This window comes from Halosaccharopolyspora lacisalsi, from assembly GCF_014137975.1.
GTDB classification, from domain to species: Bacteria; Actinomycetota; Actinomycetes; order Mycobacteriales; family Pseudonocardiaceae; genus Halosaccharopolyspora; species Halosaccharopolyspora lacisalsi.
This window is the reverse complement of sequence record NZ_JACGWZ010000005.1, coordinates 1-16,266: the sequence shown is the minus strand read 5'-3', so window position 1 is coordinate 16,266 and position 16,266 is coordinate 1. Positions and strand designations below refer to the sequence as shown.

Sequence of the window (16,266 nt, the reverse complement as noted above, 5' to 3'; positions counted from 1 at the left end):
CTCACTTCGCCAGCTCCTTCGGCTCCTCGAGGTCGAACTCGGTCAACAAGCTGCGGAACCCGTCCACAGCGGCACTCCACGACTCGTTGAACGTGATGACCTTCTCCTGCGGTTGCGACCAGATCGGCTGCAGTTCGCGCGCGGCGTCGCAGCAGCGCGGGGCCCACTTGTCCACCCACTCCTGCAGCGTTCGCTTGTTCGCGGCGGAGTGCTCGGGGTCTCCGACGAGCATGGCGAACAGCTCCCGGGTGTATTTCAGGTCGCGCTCGTAGTCGTTCTCTCCGGCACCGACCAGCGTCGGGGTCACGTAGTCACCGTTGCGAGCGGCGATCTGCATCACCAGATGACTGCGGAACAGCACGCCCACCAGGGATTCGAAGACGACGTTGGTGGTGAACAGCGCTTCCGCCCAGTCCTCGATCGCCGTCAGGTTCTCCACGACCTCGCGGACGGGCTGCCACACCGGCTCGGAGTGCCAGGTGCTCCGGTGCGCGCTGCCGTCGAAGTCCTCGATCGACTCGCTGAGGTCCAGGTTGTACAGGGCGAGGTCCTGGGCGAACCGCATCTTGTGCGCACTGTTCACGGCGATCGCAGTATTGATCATGTTCGTGGGTCCGGAGCGCTGGGCGGCCACGAACACGTGCATGCCCAGTCCGTTCTCCACGTGCATCCAGGCACCCAGATGCCTTTCCACGAACCGAGTCCACCCGCGCGACCAGCCATCGTAGGCACCGGCCTTCTTCGCGTTCTCCAGGTTCTGCTGGATCTGGCGCACAACATTGGCGTTGTTGTGGTAGATCGTCTTTTCCCACTCCTCGTTGGGATCCCGGAACCGGTGCCAATCGGCCGACTCCAGTTTCGTCCACTCAAGCGGGTACCCGCCGGGACCGTTCTGGAACGCGTAGATCCAGCCCTGACTGAGGTAGCGATCCGTGTCCGGCTGGACGTCGACCGTGACGTCCTCGTAGACGGTGGCTCGCTTCTTCTTCGGAGTGAAGTAGTTGTAACTGCGGCTTTCGGAACTGGGAAAATCCACCGCTCCGGCCTCGGCGTCGGTGAACTCCGGCTTCGGGAAGCTTCGTCGCTTGCTCTCGTCCTGGATTACCATGAAACATTTCCTCGTCATCCGGTGCGACGCCGGAATCGCGTCGAGAGGCCCGGCGGAACGCGGGCGTCGACCCGTCCGGCACGACTGTCGATGTCAGTCCGCTTCCGCGGACACCGTGAACTTGTCGTAGAAGATCCGCTCCCGCGGTACGGAACGGTCTTCCAGCATTTCCAGACCGGCGTCGATCATCGGGGGTGGACCGCACATGTAGACGTCGGCCCCGGCCAGGTCCGATTCACCGGCACCCGCCACATCGGTCACCACGCCGATACTTCCGTCGTGACCGACATCGTTCCAATCCACCCGGTCGCTGTCGGACAGGCACGGCACGAAGCGAAAACCGGGAATCCGCGCCCCGATCTCCTCCAGCTCGTCGAGCAGGAACAGGTCCGCCGCCGTCCGGGCCCCGTAGTAGAAGACCACTTCCCGGCCGAAGTCCTCCTTGGCCGCGACCTGGCGCAGCAGCGACAGGATCGGGGCCATCCCCGCACCGCCACCGATGAACACCAGCCTGCGTTCGGAGTCGGCCCGCAGGGTGAAGGTCCCGTACGGACCGGTGACGTCCAGCTCGGCGCCCGCGTCCAACCCGTCTTCCAGCAGGCTCGAGAACCTGCCCCCGCTGTAGCGCTTGATGATGAACTCGAGTTCACCGTCGTGGCTTTTCGGCAGGTTCGCCATGGAGAACGAGCGGTGCTCGTCGCTACCCGGTACCGCGATGTCGACGTACTGCCCGGGATGGAACTTGAACTCGTCGTCGCCCACGACGGTCACACGCAGCAGGGTGATGTCGTGGGTGAGCTCTTCCACGGCCTCGACCCGCGTGCGGACGGTGACCACCGGCAGACCCGCCAGGATCATGTCCTCGTCGTAGTTGATCAGCTCGATGTCCAGGTCGCTGTAGGCGTGCGCCCGGCACAGCAGCACGTACCCCTCGTCGCTCTCGTAGTCGGCGAGCGCGAAGGTCGAGTAGCGGTCCATCTGCAGGTCGCCGTCGAGCAGGAACGACTTGCAGGACGAGCACTGCCCCTCCTTGCAGCCGTGCAGCGGCATCACGCCCTGCCGGAACGCGGCGTCGAGCACGGTCTCGTCCTCGTTCGCCTCGATCTCGATGTCGACGGGATCGAAGCGCACACGGTGAGTCTCACTCACGATCTCACTCCCTTTCGGCACGCGGACGTGCGTCGACCCGGCCGGGGGGTGCGGCCCCGGATGACTCATCCGGGGCCACGCGGGCTCCTGCCCGCCTCACCCCCGCGGCGCCGCCGGCCGCGCTCGTGCGTCGATCACGCGGTCACGTTGGGGTTGGCCCGGTAGGCCGCGACGTGCTGCTCGCGCTCCTCGTCGGACATCTCGTTGAGCGCGATGTTCGGACTGGCGAACGGGATGCCCCTGATGTCGTCGAGAGTCCAGAGCTTCTTCCCGTCGTCGAGGTCGAGGTGCGGCTGCGGGATCAGGGTCCTGCCGTCGTCCCGGACGTACTGGAGGTCCTTGAGCACATCGGCGAGGTCCCAGTTGTGATACAGGGACTCCCACTCCCGCGTTCCGGTCAGCCTCCCCATGTTCGGCGTCTCGCGACCCTGGTAGGTGGGCCGGAAGGCGACCGCGTCGGTCCAGTGGCAGGTCTCCGAGCAGTAGGTCTTCCACTGCCCGTCGACCTTGTCCACGACCATGTCCTCGCGGATCAGGCACGGCACCATGCACGACCAGCACCGGTGCGGGTACTCGTAGCCCACGTCCTCGAAGGCGATGGGCTTGTTGCGCCCCGGGTAGCGCAGCCGGTTGTAGGCCTCCCACCACCTGCCGAACTGGTTGTACCAGCCCGGGTACTTCTCCTCGAACCACTCGAAGTCCTCGTCGGTCATCGGATCGATGCGCCAGAAGTTCACCGGCCAACCGGTGGCGAAGAACTGCGCGACCCGGTGCACGTAGAACTTGTTGACGATCCGGTTCCAGGACTCCTCGACGAGGTCGTGCGGGATCTCCAACCCGTACTTCTCCAGGGGGAGGAGGTAGCTGCGGTAGTAGTCGTCGTAGATCCACCGCCGCCACATCTCGGCGTAGCTGTCGCGGTCCTTGCGGCGGTCCTTCGTTCCGTACTCGATGAACGTGCCGATCGCCGCGTCGACCACGCAGTGGTTGTTCCACCACGCGTGCCGCAGGTCGCGCTCGAGCAGCACGCGGTTGTCCTCGTCGGCCAGCGCCATCAGCAGGATCGAATAACCGTTGCTGATGTGCCGCGACTCGTCGGACTGCACCGAGTGGAACACCGTCGGCAGCAGGTAGTCCCCGTTGGCCGCCGCCTCCCCCGGCATGGCCACGAACAGGGTGTTCGTGAACGCGGTCTCGGCGATCACCGTCAGGTAGACGTTCGCCGCGGTGATCGCGTCACCGGTGATGAAGCTCTCGCCGAACTGACGACCGATCGTGCCCGAGTAGCTGTTCGCCCACGCCTGCTCGCTCATGTCGAATCCGGCCGGATCGACGTAGTGGTTCATGTACAGGCGCTTGAGGTTCATCTGGATCGTCGAGTGCCGGACCTCGTCGATCATCTGCACCGCGAGTCCGTTGTGGATCTGCGGGTTCGGCACCGCGTCGATGGCCATCGGCATCGCCCGCGCCGCCGAGATCTCCGGGAACGGGATGATCGACAGGAACAGCTTCTGCCACTCCATCCAGCGCTCCTGGACCTGCCGGAACATGTTGCCGCGGATGGCACCGTCCATCGCACCGTAGACGCGGTCGTCCTTCTCCTCCTCCATCGGGAAGTAGGAGCGCATGATCTGCTTGAGCGGGTCCTTCTTCGGCGACTTGTCGAACGTGTAGTCGGTACCGAACCGCTGCGCCGGCGTGGCGAAGGACGGCTCCCACGACAGCTCCGTGATCTTCTGGTGAGCTTTGCTCAGACTCTGTCGGCTCACGCTCTGCCTCCTGCACGTGACGTGGCCCCGGCTGGATCGTCGCGGTTCCGGGATGGTTCAAATCACACACCAGTGAAGCCCCGGTGTTCATCTCAATATGAGACGCTCGGAGGGCGACTTGCGTGTCGGTGTCATGCTGATAGCCGAACGGACGACAGGCTCCTGCCGAGCGGCCGTCCCGAGGAGGCCCGATCATGACCCGCCGATCCCGCCACGAAATCCCACAGCAGCAAGGCGCACCCACCACGCCCGAGACCGAGTTGGCGCTCGCGCGCGAAAACTTCCTCACCGGTGACCGCGTCCCCGACGCGATCAGGCGCACCATCGCGGCCTCGTGGCAGCGGTCGGCGCAGTGGAACGTCACAGGAGATCAGCTGGCAGCGCCGTACCACGGGGACCTCGACACCGACGGGCGTCTCGTGCACGCCTCGACAGCGGTGCTCGACCAGCTACGAGAGCAGCTCAGCGACCAACCGGTCAGCGTCGTGCTGACCAACCCCGAGGGTTACGTCCTCGCTCGGCGCACCGGCAGCCGCGGTCTCGAGCACTACCTCGACGAGGTCTCCCTGGCCCCGGGGTTCAGCTACGCCGAGCAGTTCGTCGGCACCAACGGAATAGGAACGGCCCTGGAGTCCGGGCAGGCCACGTACGTCTACCAGCGAGAGCACTACACCGAGCCCCTCGGCGACCTCGCCTGTGCCGGAGTACCGCTGCGCAATCCGACGACGCGGCAGGTGGAAGGCCTGCTGGACATCACCTGCTGGGCGGAGCACGCCAACCCGCTGCTGATGGCGATGGCGAACAGCGCCGCTCAGAGCATCGAAGCGACCCTGTTCGCTCACGTGCGAGGACGGGAGACGACTCTGCTGAACGAGTACCTGCAGACCTCGCGCCGCTGTCTCGATCCCGTTCTCGCGTTCAACGGGAGCGTCTTCATGCTCAACGACAAGGCCCGGCAGCTGCTCAGCTCGCAGGACCAGACCGCCGTGAGCGAGTACCTCCGCGAGGAGCTCGACACGCCCGCCAAGCGCCTGTCCGCCGAACTCGCCCTCCCCAGTGGCACGTACTGCCGCGTCCACTTCAAACAGGTGCACCACGGAAACAGGTACGCGGGCACGCTCGCCCGGGTCCAACTCGTCGACTCCCCCCAGCGGTTCGACGTACCGGAGCTCCGCGACGCCCCGAGCCTGCCCGGAATAGCAGGTTCCGGAGCGCTCTGGAAACAGGCTTGCCGCAAGCTGGACCGCGACTTCCTCGAAGGCAACTGGACCGTCCTGGAAGGAGAGGCCGGCGTCGGCAAACTCGCGTTGATCCAGTCCGTCCACCTCCACCGCGCCCCCGAGACACGTCTACGCGTATTCGACGCGGCCGATTCCGCCCCGGACCGGAACTGGGTACAAGACGTGCGTCACGAGCTCGCCGTCGGCGCGGGCACCATCGTTCTCCGCCATCTCGACCAGCTCGGTCCGCAGGTGCTGAAGCGACTGAACACCACATTGCGCGAGCACGCCGGCGACAACCCGAGCACGTGGATCGCGGCGACCCTGAACAGGGACTTGGGGGACCTCCCGGAGCTCGACGAGCTCCTCACCGCTTTTCCCCGGTCCGTGGAGGTGCCACCACTGCGTCACCACCTCGAGGACATCGAGGAAATCGCGCCCCTGATGCTGCGACGAATCACCAAGCGTTCCGACGTGCGGTTCTCCTCGGCGGCGATGCGGACACTGCTGCGGAGGAGCTGGGCCGGCAACGTCACCGACCTGCAGCGCACCATCCAGTCGGCGGTCAGGAGGAGCAGAGCGGAAGTCATCGAACTCGACGACCTGCCCCCGGAGTGCCACAGTCACAACCGCAGAATTCTCACGCCTCTCGAATCGATGGAGCGCGACGCCATCGTCAACGCTCTCGCGGAGTCCGGGCACAATCGCGCGCAGGCAGCACGCAGCCTCGGAATATCGCGAGCGACGATCTACCGCAAGATCAACGAATACGGGATCGCCTGCGCCCCGGCCTCGAAGTGAACACGAACTCCCGGTGTCCGCGGCACGGTGTTCCCCGCCCCTGGAATCAGCGGGAACCGCTCACCGCGGGCCCGGGCGGCCGGACCCGCGGTGGCGTCTCACCCGGGGATCATGTGCTGCTGAGAGTGGCCGCCGCACCGGCGTTGCTGCGACCGGGCGGTAGCGGGCTCCCGGACACACCGGTACGCCTCACCCGACGTCCACCTCACCGGCGTCCTCACGAGAGGGGGTCTTCCGTCCGGGCCGGGCCGGTCAGGTCCAGCCGTGCGTCCAGCTCGTCGAGCCATCGGCGCAGGTCGGCCTGCCGCGCAGGTTCGGTGGTCTCCTCCAGTTCGGCGGCCAACTGTCCGTACCACCGCAGCAGTTCGGTCGGTTCACTCGGCCATCCCGCCCCCTCCCGCCCGCCGGGGGAGTCCGAGGGAGCCGGGCGGGATCGCGGGATCAGCGCTCCCCCCGCGGCCGATGATCGGTCCGGGTCCGCAGGTGCTGCCACACCCGGCGCAACTGCTGGAGGTCCCCATCCGGGTGGGCCGGGACCACCAGGCCGCGATCCCGCCGCAACAGCGGGTGGAGGTGAGCCTGCGGCGTGCGTGTCGGCAACGATGCCATGTGGAAACTCCTCGGCGAGGCAGCAGCACACGCGCCGGTTCCGTCGGCGCCATCCTAAGTCGTTGACTATTCAACCATCCCACGAAGCCACCGCACCCGCGTGGTGCGGGGCCACTGAGGTCGGGGCCTCCGACCGCGGTGTGAATCCGGTGCACGGCAGGACCGAGCCGGTCGCGCCATGCGTGGCGGCACGACTTCGGGAAAGGACCGGGAACGTCGCTGATGCCGTTCGAGAGGAAGTTCGTCGAGGCGCCGGGGCGCGCGATGACCTACGTCGACGTGGGCCATCGCGTTCCTGCACGGCAACCCGAGCTCGTCGCGGTCGTGGCGCGACGTCATCTCCCTTCAGCACGCCGGTCGAGGACCGTCGTCCCACCCTGACCTGGCCGCGCGAGGTTCCCATCGACGGCGAACCCGCCGACGTGGTCGGCATCGTCGAGTCCTACGGCGACTGGCTGACGACCAGCGCGGTGCCCAGACTCCTCGTCAACGCCGACCCCGGCGCCATCCTCACCGGACCCCAGCGGGAACGGGTCCGCACCTGGACCGACCAGCGCGAAGTCACCGTGCCGGGCAACCACTTCCTCCAGGAGGACTCCCCGACGACATCGGCCGCGCCATCGCCGACTGGTACACCCACCTGCCCGGCACCGGAGCGCCCACCAACGCGTCGGCCCCGAGCCGATAACCGGCACAGCAGTGTTCGTACTCGCGGCCTAGCTCAGCGCGGCCAGCGCGGATACCACGGGGCGAACGAGTCGAGAGCTCAGCACCTCCGGAATCGTCGCCCGACCGGTGAGGTAGTCGTCCACCCGACTCCACACCAGCGGAACTCGCGTGAGAGCCGTGTGGACGAGCGCGGGATGCCGGGCGAAGATCCTCGAAACCTGCTCGCTCGAGGTCATCTCGTTACCCAGTTCCACCGCCCGGCCGTACCGCCGTTCCTCGGAGTGGACGTCCGCGCCGCGTTCGGAACCCGCGATCGACGCCCCTGCCCGACCCGCCAAGGCACCGGAGCGCAACGCGAAGGAGATCCCCTCCCGCAGCCACGGATCCACCAGTCCCGCCGCGTCACCCGCGACCAGGACGCGACCCCGAGAAAGCGGTGAATCCGCTGCTCTGCACCGTGTCAGGTGTCCCGAATCGTGAATGGGCTCAATGCCCGCCACCTCCTGGCGCTCGAGAAAATCCCGCATGTATCGGCGCGTCGCGTCCGGCGATCCCCGGCTACCGACCACGCCCACCGTGCATACGTCGCCCTTGGGGAACACCCACCCGAACGAGTCCGGGAAGGGACCCCACTCCATGAGCGCACGCCCGCTCCAGGATTTCGACAGCCTACTGCCGACGGGAACCTCGACCTCGAGGGCCAGATCCACTTGCCGGCACCGCACATCCACGAACTTCGCGATGCGGCTGGCGCTGCCATCCGCACCCACGACCGCCCTGGCCCGCAGGTACTCACCACTGCCGACCCGCAATCGCACTTCGTCCTCAGTGGACTCCACGCCCTTGACGGCGCACTGGTCCCGGACCGACACCCCCGCTCGCGCGGCCTCTTCGACCAACGCCGCGTCGAACTCGCTCCGAAAGACCATCTTCGCCCACGGTGGCCGAGAGGGCAGAGTCCGTTCCCACCGTCCGTTCATGGACAGCGTGACGCGCTGCACCTCATCGTGAATCTCGACCTTCGCACCCTCCGGCAAGGACGCCGGCGAACCGCCCACCAACCCGCCACCGCACGTCTTGTAGCGCGGGATCCCGTCCCGCTCCACCAAGAGCACGGTGCATCCGTGCTCAGCGGCGACGCGCGCCGCAGCAGCTCCTGCCGGACCCGCACCGACAACGACGACGTCCCATGTCCCCCGGGGAAGGCGTTTCGACATGTGATCGGCTCCTTTCCGCGGTACTCGTCTAACTGTCGGCGGACCCGCCGAGCTTTTCGGCGAGACAGCCGGCGAGGGATTCCGGATCGGGGTGTGCCCACAACTGCTTGGTCGGGACGCGCACGCGAAGTGCCTTGTCGATGCGAGTACGCAGTTCCAGCCCCATCAACGAGTCCAGGCCGTAGTCGAGCAGCGATCGTCCGGGATCGACTCCCGCGGGGTCCACCCGCAGGATCGCCGCCGCCTGCTCGATGACGAACCCGGTCAGCGAACTCAGCCTGGTCGGTGCGTCCGCGTCGGAGAGGCGCTCGAGCAGCTCGAGGTCGGCACCCGTCTCGTCGGCGTCACCGGCCGACTGCGCCACCTGGGGGAGCGAAGAACGTGGACGTACGTGCCCGCTCCCCCACCGCGTCGAGCCAGCTCGCGTCGGTGATGGGCAGGTAGCCGGTGCGGGTCCGCGCGTACCGCAGCAGGCGGTCGCACGCCGCGATCCCCTCGTCCGGTTCGATCATCGCGAACCCTCGCTCGGCCATCACCGCACCGCGGCCGTGCTCGGCCCAGGCGCCCCAGGACACGCTGGTCGCCGCGAGTCCTTGAGCCCGCCGCGCCGTGGCGAGTCCGTCCAGGAACCCGTTGGCGGCGGCGTACGCGCCCTGTCCGGGATTGCCGATCAGAGCGGCGGCCGAGGAGAACAGCAGGAGCCAGTCGATCTCGTCCTCGTATCCGTCGTAGCCGAGTGCCTCGTGCAGGTGCCAGGCGCCCAGCGCTTTCGGGAGCCATACCCGGTTCGCGCCGTCCTCGTCGAGCTGCGAGACCACGCTGTCCTCGACGACTGCCGCGCCATGCACGACAGCGCGCCGGGCGAGCTCGCCGAGATCGGGACCAGCACGGGTCGCCCGTCACACGCTTCCTCCCCGGTCCGAGGATCGTGCTCGGGCGCCTGCTCGATCAGCACGTGCGCATTGGTCCCGGAGAACCCGTACGACGAGACCGCGGCGAGCCGAGCGCCGCCGGCCGCCGGCCACGGTTCGGTCGACGTCGGAACGAACAGCCGGCTTCCCTCGTGGTCGATTTCCGGGTTCCACGCGTTGAAGTGCAGGTTGGCCGGGACCTCACCGTGGCGCAACGCCATGATCGCCTTGATCATCCCCGCCATGCCGGACGCCGTCTCCGCGTGGCCGATGTTCGTCTTCACCGACCCGAGCGCGCACGGCTGCGCACCGCGTCCGTAGCTGTCCGCCAGGGCGGTGAACTCGATGGGATCGCCTACCGGAGTACCGGTTCCGTGCGCCTCGACCAAGCCCACCCGGGACGGATCGATCCCGGCACGTGCGATCACCTGCTGCTGCAACTCCCGCTGCGCCTCGCCGGAGGGAGCGGTGATTCCGTTGGATCGTCCGTCCTGGTTCACGCCGGATCCCCGCAGCACGGCGAGCACTCGGTCGTGCTCGCGTTCGGCATCGGCCAGCCGCTTGAGCGCGAGTACGCCGCATGCCTCGGCACGGACGAAGCCGCTCGCATCGGCGTCGAACGCGCGGCACCGCCCGGCGGGCGACAGCATGCCCCAGCTGGAGAAGGCGATCGTCGTATCGGCTCCGAAGATCAGGTTGACCCCGCCTGAGAGCGCGAGGCCGGCATCCCCGGTCTGCAGGCTCTGCACGGCGAGGTGAGTCGCGACCAGACCGGACGAGCACGCGGAGTCCAGCACCACGCTCGGGCCGCGCAACCCCAGCAGGTACGAGATGCGCCCCGCGGCCATGCTCCGCGCGTTTCCCGTCATCGCGTACGGATTGGTGAACAGCTCCGAGTGCGGCGTGCGCATCATGTAGTCCTGCCCGGAGAGCCCCATGAACAACCCGGTCGGGGAACCACCCAGATCTCGCGGTCGGACCCCCGCGTTCTCCAAGGCCTCCCACGCCGTTTCCAGCAACAGGCGGTGCTGCGGGTCCATGGCTTCCGCCTCACGCGCGGAAACGCCGAAGAACTCCGGATCGAAGCCACCGACGTCGTCGAGGAAACCGCCCCACTTCGACACCGTTTTCCCGGGAACACCCGGTTCCGGGTCGTAGGACTCATCGACGCTCCAGCGATCCGGGGGCACTTCGGTGACCACGTCACGACCCTCGCTGAGGACTTCCCACAACGCTTCCGGCGAGTCCACGCCACCGGCGAACCGACACCCGATGCCCACGATCGCGATCGGCTCGTACTGCGGTCGAAAGTCACTGGTTCCGCTCTCAGGCATACTGAAGATCGTAATGATCTACGTAACTAATCGAATACCTCCAACCGAGGGGTGCGAACATCGAGAAACAACAAGCCATGCCGATCGGATATCCGCTCGACACCAGAAGTCGTGAACACGTGCAGGAATTCCGACCACCGATCGGGGGACCACGGATGCGAACACTGACACGATTGACGCAGCAGCTGAGCCATCACAACTGGGCGGGCGAGCTGGCGCTGCGACTCGCCCCCGTGGAGCGAACCCTCCTGATCCGTAGCAGGGGACGACGCAGCATTACCGGCGCGCTGGGCGTCCCCCTGCTGCTGCTCGGCGTTCGTGGCGCCCGCAGCGGCCTGCACCGCGCAGTCCCACTCATCCACACCGAAGACGAGGACGGTCACCTCGTGCTCGGGTCGCACGGTGGCCGCCCGAAGCACCCGCAGTGGTCGTACGACCTGCTGTGCGAGCCGCGTGCCACAGTCACCCTCGACGGCATCACCATCCCGGTGCACGCGAGCCTGCTGACCGGCCGTGAGCGGGACGGACGCTGGCCTCTCGTACTGGATACCTGGCCGCCGTACGAGACCTATACCCGACGGTCCGGTCGCGAGCTCCGCATGTTCCTCCTCCGACCGGACGCACATCGATGACTCGGTCACGCGGGCACTTCGACGAGAGGGAGCGGCGGGCAGTGCGACGCGCCTCCCCCACCCCGGAGCGGCACGTAGCGACCGCAGAACAACAGGACCGCGAAGACTCGCGCTCCCGACAGTCGGGGACGCCCTCGAACCTTTGCTTCAGCCGAAGGACTGGAAATCGAAAACGCCGCTCACTCTCGGTGGAGCAACTCTTGCGGCCGACATTCCGGAGGCATCGATCAGCCGATGACCTCTTAATGCTTTCGGTATTTTGAGCACACAGCGGATTCCGATGACGGAACTCCCGCACCCAGTGCGGTCGCGGAAGCGAGCTGAGAGGTCGCACACGCCGAAGAAAGACGACCAACGGAAGTGGTGCCATATCGCCGGAACCGGCACCAACCACAGATCTCGGCGGGCCCGCCGGCGCGGGTGAAGCAGTCGGTCAACCGGACTCGGTGCCGACGCCGGGTGTCCCGGAAACGGACCGAACCCGGCGATTCGCCTTCGACGTCGCGGAGCACGCCACCGGGCTCTTCGGTGCCGAAGACCGGCGTCACCGCCGTGGTCGCGCGGCCCTCCTGGTCACGTCGTCACGAGCACAGCGTGGCCGGAGGCGAGGGGAACGAACAGTGGACGATCTGGTTAACTCGGGCCACTTCGATTCGACACAGTGTCAGGGAGGTGGCACATGTCCGTGACGCTGCGCGCGCTGCTCGCAGATCCCGAGCTGCGGCTCACCGCTCACGCCGACGCCGAGGCGCTCGAACGCCCGGTGTCGTGGGTGCACGTCAGCGAGTTGACCGATCCCACGCCGTTCCTCGCCGGCGGCGAGCTGCTGCTTACCACAGGACTGGCGCTGCGCCCCGAGGAATGCGCGGAGTTCGTGGACCGACTGACCGCAACGGGCGTGGCCGGGCTCGGCTTCGGGATCGGCTTGAGCCACGGCGCGGTTCCGGAAGCGCTGGCCGCGGCCGCCGATCGGGCCGGACTGCCGCTGCTGGAGGTGCCGCGGGAAATCCCGTTCATCGCGCTCAGCAAAGCGGTGTCGCGGGCGATCGCCGCCGAGGAGTACGCGGGGCTGCGCCGGACGAGCCGGGCGCAGCACGAACTGGCGCAGGCGGCGGGCACGTCCAACGGCGTGGCGGCGCTGGTACGCAAGCTGGCCACGCTGCTGGACGCCTGGGTGCTGCTGCTGGACCCGGCGGGCACGCTGCTGCACGCGGCTCCCGCCTCGGCCGCCGCGTGCCGGGAGTCCCTGATCGCCGAAGTCGATCGGCTGCGGGCGAAGCAGGGTCTCGCCGCGTCGGGGATTTCGGTGGGGTCGCGGGAAGTCAGCCTGCAGGTGCTGGGCAGCCGAGTTCGCGGATTCCTCGCCGTGAGCCGCGAGGGCCCGTTCGCCACGACCGACCACCACGTGATCAACTCCGCGGCCTCGCTGCTCACACTCGCCCTGGAGCAGGGCGACGTGCTCAGGTCCGCGCGGCGCAGGCTCCGAGCCGGGTTCTTCTGGCTCCTGGTGCACGGTGAATCCCTCCGCGATGCCCCCGGCGACCTGCACGCCGAGCTGCCCGCCGAGCCGATGCGGGTGCTGGTGCTGCACGGCCAGCGCGATCCGGACGACCTCCTGCAGTGGCTGGAGACCGAGAAGCCCAGCGCACCGATGTTCTTGGCCGAGCACGACGGCGCCGTCGTCGCCCTCGCCGCCGAGGACGACGTGGGGTGGCTGACCAGCTTGGAACTGCGCATCGGGATCTCCGAACCGTGCGCGCTGAACGAGGTGGCCGAAGGGCTCCGCCAAGCGCGGCAGGCCGCCGGTGCGACACGGCGGCACGGCGGCGTCGTCCGGTTCGGCGAGCTCGCCGGAGGCGGGCTGCTGCGGCTCGTGCCGGAGGACGAGGCGCGGGCCTTCTCCGAATCGATGCTCGCGCCGCTGCGCGGGCATGATGTACTGCGACGCTCATTGCAAGAATGGCTCACCCAGCACGGCCAGTGGGACCCGGCCGCGAGTCGGCTCGGCGTCCACCGCCACACGTTGCGCAACCGCATGGGCAAGGTCGAGGCACTGCTCGGGCGCGGCCTCGACCAGCCCGGGGTGCGGGCGGAGCTGTGGCTGGCGCTGCAGGTGCTGGACCGGCCAGCCGAATGACGGAGGTTCGCGGTGACAGTCGACGATCTTCTCCGCGACCCCGAGCTTGCCTTGCAGGTGCGGGTGCGCGGCAAAGTGGACCGGCCGATCCGGTGGGTGCACACCATCGAGGTGCGGGCCCCGGGACGGTTCCTGCGCGGCGGCGAGGTGGTGCTCACCGCCGGGGTGTGGCGGTCGGCCGGGATCACCGCCGAAGCCTTCGTCGCCGACCTGGCCGACGCCGACGTCGCGGCCGTCGGATTCGGACTCGTGCCCCCCGAGACCGAGGTGCCCGAGGAGTTCATCGATGCCGCCCGCGAACAGGGGCTGACCTGCTTCGTCGTGCCGGTCGACATCGCGTTCCTGCAGATCGTCGAGGCGTTCGTCAGCACCAAGCGCGCGGAGTGGGAACGTCCGCTGCGGCGCCACCTCGGCCAGCACGACGCGATCGTCGCGGCGCTGCGCATGCGTCGGGGCGTCGAGACGGTCCTGCGCACGCTGTCCGGCCAGCTCGGGCTGCCGGTGGCGGTGCGTGACGGCGCGGGGCTCGTCGAAGGCGATGCGCCGGAGCCGAACCATCCGCTGCCCCTGGTCGGCGAGGGGCTCGCCGACGCCGAACTCCTGCTGCCGCGACCGCTGGAAGAGCTGGACGTCGAACAGCACGCGGCCGTCGTGCAGGCGATGCCGTTCATCGCGCTGGAGATCGAACGCACCCGCGCCGTCCGGGCCACCGAGCTCCGCTACGCGTGGGAACTCTTCGAATGGGTCCACGGTGGAACGGTCGCGATCGACACCGTCCGCACCCGGCTGCACTCCCTGGGGATGCCGCCGGACGGCCCGCTCGCGGCCGTCGTCCTGCGCAGCGCCAACCCGGACGTCGACTCGGCGCGCCTGGGAGATCTGCTGGCAACCGACGGCGTCGCGGTGCAGCGCGACGGCGAGGTGGTCGCGTTCGCGCGGATCCGCGGCACCGAAGCCGATCTCGCGCGCCGGATCCACGACGCGCTCAACAACTCCGGACAGATCGTCCACGTCGGTGTCGGGAAACCGGGAACCGCTGCGGAGCTGCGGGTGAGCCTGCTCCAGGCGGGACACGCGGCCGAGGCCATGTCGTCGCGGCCCGGCGGCGGGTGGATGACGCACGAGCAGCTCAGCAGTCCGACGCTGCTGCTGTCGGTGCAGGACCCGGAGCTGCTGGCGGCGACGTCGAAGACGTTGCTGGGGCCGGTGCTCGACCACGACGAGCGCCGCGGCGGCGACCTGTTGCCGTCACTGACCGTCTTCCTCGACGCGGGAGGCCGGTGGCAGGAGGCCGCACAGCGGCTGCACGTGCACATCAACACCCTCCGGCACCGGATGAGCCGGGTCGAGGAGCTGACCGAGCGCAGCCTGTCCCGCACCTCCGACCGCGTCGACCTCTACCTCGCCCTGCGCGCCCTCCGGCAGAGCTGACCCCCGACGGAGCGGCTCCGGGCCGGACGGCGCCCGGCGATGCGCCGTTCGCCCGCCGCGGCGCCGGGAGCGGCCGGGAGCGAACCGGGCCGCGAGCACTCCCGGCCAGGTACTCGCGGCCCGAGTTCGAAGGGTCAGCGGGTGCGTTCGGCGATGGCCTCCTCGAGCACGCCGATTCCCTCGCCGAGCAGGTCGTGCCCGATGACCAGGGGCGGCAGCAGGCGAATCACGTTGCCGTAGGTGCCGCAGGTCAGCACCACGACTCCCCGCGCGTGACAGGTCTTGGCGATCGCCGCGGTCAGTTCCGGGTCCGGCTCGGTACCGCCGGGGCGGACGAACTCGATGGCGAGCATCGCGCCGCGCCCCCGCACCTCCAGGACCCGGCCCGAGTCCGCCGCGAACGCGCGCAACCGCGGCAGCACCAGGTTCTCGATGCCGCACGCGGCGGCGGCGAGGTCCTGTTCGCGCATCGCGCGGATCGCACCGAGCGCGGCGGCGCAGGCCAGCGGGTTACCGCCGTAGGTGCCACCGAGGCTGCCCGGCGGAATCGCGTCCATCACCTCGGCACGTCCGGTGACCGCCGCAAGCGGCAGACCGCCCGCGATGCCCTTGGCCGTGGTGATGAGGTCGGGCACGACGCCCTCGTGGTCGCAGGCGAACCAGGCTCCGGTGCGGCAGAACCCGGTCTGGATCTCGTCGGCGATCAGCAGGACGCCGTTGTCGGCGCACCACGCCGCGAGCTCGGGCAGGAAACCGGGGGCGGGCTCGATGAAGCCACCCTCGCCCTGCACCGGTTCGATCAGCACGGCCGCGACGGTGTCGGCGCCGAGCTGCTTGTCGATCCGCTCGAGGGCCTCCCGCGCGCTCTCGGCCCCGTCGCGCCCGTCGCGCGCCGGGTACGACATGGGAGCACGGTAGACCTCGGGGGCGAACGGGCCGAAGCCGTGCTTGTACGGCTTGGACTTCGCCGTCAGGGCCATGGTCAGGTTCGTGCGGCCGTGGTAGGCGTGGTCGAAGGCCACGACCGACTGGCGTCCGGTGGCCCGACGGGCGATCTTGACGGCGTTCTCCACCGCTTCGGCGCCGGAGTTGAACAACGCGGTGCGCTTGGCGTGCTCGCCGGGCGTCAGCCCGGCGAGCTCCTCGCAGACCTCGAGGTAGTTCTCGTACGGGGTGACCATGAAGCAGGTGTGGGTGAACGCGTCCGCCTGCCGATGCACCGGCTCGACGACCTCCGGGGCCGCGTTGCCGACGTTGGTCACCGCGATCCCGGAACCCA

At 68.5% G+C, this 16,266-nt stretch carries 13 protein-coding genes and 1 pseudogene; 4 read left to right on the top strand and 10 right to left on the bottom strand.

Translation table 11 applies throughout. From position 1 onward, the window contains the following. Position 1: 1 nt before the first annotated feature. The 3 genes from FHX42_RS16665 to FHX42_RS16655 form a co-directional block, all read right to left on the bottom strand. On the bottom strand, positions 2-1,108 hold the full coding sequence (locus tag FHX42_RS16665; protein ID WP_182545358.1) for an aromatic/alkene monooxygenase hydroxylase subunit beta: 1,107 nt from the start codon (positions 1,106-1,108) through the stop codon (positions 2-4). 93 nt (positions 1,109-1,201) lie between these two features. After that, positions 1,202-2,257, bottom strand: coding sequence for an FAD-binding oxidoreductase (locus tag FHX42_RS16660; RefSeq protein WP_182545357.1), 1,056 nt, complete (start codon positions 2,255-2,257; stop codon positions 1,202-1,204). Between the two features lie 134 nt (positions 2,258-2,391). Next, positions 2,392-4,026: a ferritin family protein gene (locus FHX42_RS16655; RefSeq protein WP_182545356.1), complete on the bottom strand. Its 1,635-nt coding sequence runs from the start codon at positions 4,024-4,026 to the stop codon at positions 2,392-2,394. 194 nt (positions 4,027-4,220) lie between these two features. Here FHX42_RS16655 and FHX42_RS16650 point away from each other — a divergent pair, with 194 nt between their 5' ends. Then, positions 4,221-6,047 (top strand): sigma-54-dependent Fis family transcriptional regulator, encoded by a 1,827-nt coding sequence (locus FHX42_RS16650; RefSeq protein ID WP_182545355.1) that lies wholly within the window; start codon positions 4,221-4,223, stop codon positions 6,045-6,047. A gap of 217 nt (positions 6,048-6,264) precedes the next feature. On the opposite strand, the gene FHX42_RS16645 is transcribed toward FHX42_RS16650, so the two are convergent. From FHX42_RS16645 to FHX42_RS16625, 6 genes and pseudogenes are all read right to left on the bottom strand, one after another. Continuing rightward, positions 6,265-6,540, bottom strand: coding sequence for a hypothetical protein (locus FHX42_RS16645; protein WP_182545354.1), 276 nt, complete (start codon positions 6,538-6,540; stop codon positions 6,265-6,267). A gap of 558 nt (positions 6,541-7,098) precedes the next feature. Next, positions 7,099-7,296, bottom strand: a complete 198-nt coding sequence (locus tag FHX42_RS16640) for a hypothetical protein (protein WP_182545353.1) — start codon at positions 7,294-7,296, stop codon at positions 7,099-7,101. A gap of 76 nt (positions 7,297-7,372) precedes the next feature. Continuing rightward, a complete protein-coding gene (locus FHX42_RS16635; RefSeq protein ID WP_182545352.1) occupies positions 7,373-8,542 on the bottom strand; it encodes a geranylgeranyl reductase family protein in 1,170 nt (389 codons plus the stop codon). Between the two features lie 28 nt (positions 8,543-8,570). Then, the gene (locus FHX42_RS26715; protein WP_182545351.1) at positions 8,571-8,906 is read right to left on the bottom strand and encodes an acyl carrier protein; all 336 of its coding nucleotides are present in this window, start codon (positions 8,904-8,906) and stop codon (positions 8,571-8,573) included. After that, on the bottom strand, positions 8,887-9,360 hold the full coding sequence (locus FHX42_RS26710; protein WP_328796273.1) for a KR domain-containing protein: 474 nt from the start codon (positions 9,358-9,360) through the stop codon (positions 8,887-8,889). Before FHX42_RS26710 ends, FHX42_RS26715 begins: the two co-directional genes overlap by 20 nt. A 14-nt stretch (positions 9,361-9,374) precedes the next feature. After that, positions 9,375-10,787, bottom strand: a pseudogene (locus FHX42_RS16625) (type I polyketide synthase); the annotation flags it as partial. A gap of 173 nt (positions 10,788-10,960) precedes the next feature. Here FHX42_RS16625 and FHX42_RS16620 point away from each other — a divergent pair. The 3 genes from FHX42_RS16620 (at position 10,961) to FHX42_RS27450 (ending at position 14,987) form a co-directional block, all read left to right on the top strand. Continuing rightward, positions 10,961-11,419 (top strand): nitroreductase/quinone reductase family protein, encoded by a 459-nt coding sequence (locus tag FHX42_RS16620; protein WP_182545349.1) that lies wholly within the window; start codon positions 10,961-10,963, stop codon positions 11,417-11,419. Positions 11,420-12,098: 679 nt separating this feature from the next. After that, complete coding sequence (locus FHX42_RS16615) at positions 12,099-13,556, top strand: PucR family transcriptional regulator (protein WP_182545348.1); 1,458 nt, start codon at positions 12,099-12,101, stop codon at positions 13,554-13,556. Between the two features lie 12 nt (positions 13,557-13,568). Beyond that, complete coding sequence (locus FHX42_RS27450; RefSeq protein ID WP_182545347.1) at positions 13,569-14,987, top strand: helix-turn-helix domain-containing protein; 1,419 nt, start codon at positions 13,569-13,571, stop codon at positions 14,985-14,987. A gap of 134 nt (positions 14,988-15,121) precedes the next feature. Here FHX42_RS27450 and gabT read toward each other — a convergent pair. Beyond that, positions 15,122-16,266, bottom strand: a 1,145-nt coding sequence (gene gabT / locus FHX42_RS16605) for a 4-aminobutyrate--2-oxoglutarate transaminase (protein WP_182545346.1), incomplete at its 5' end; no start/stop codon positions are given.

Excerpts from the sequence above, each read along its gene's own strand:
- FHX42_RS16665 (WP_182545358.1), bottom strand. The coding sequence starts at position 1,108 with ATGGTAATCCAGGACGAGAGCAAGCGACGAAGCTTCCCGAAGCCGGAG.
- FHX42_RS16650 (WP_182545355.1), top strand. The coding sequence starts at position 4,221 with ATGACCCGCCGATCCCGCCACGAAATCCCACAGCAGCAAGGCGCACCC.
- FHX42_RS16635 (WP_182545352.1), bottom strand. The coding sequence starts at position 8,542 with ATGTCGAAACGCCTTCCCCGGGGGACATGGGACGTCGTCGTTGTCGGT.
- FHX42_RS16615 (WP_182545348.1), top strand. The coding sequence starts at position 12,099 with ATGTCCGTGACGCTGCGCGCGCTGCTCGCAGATCCCGAGCTGCGGCTC.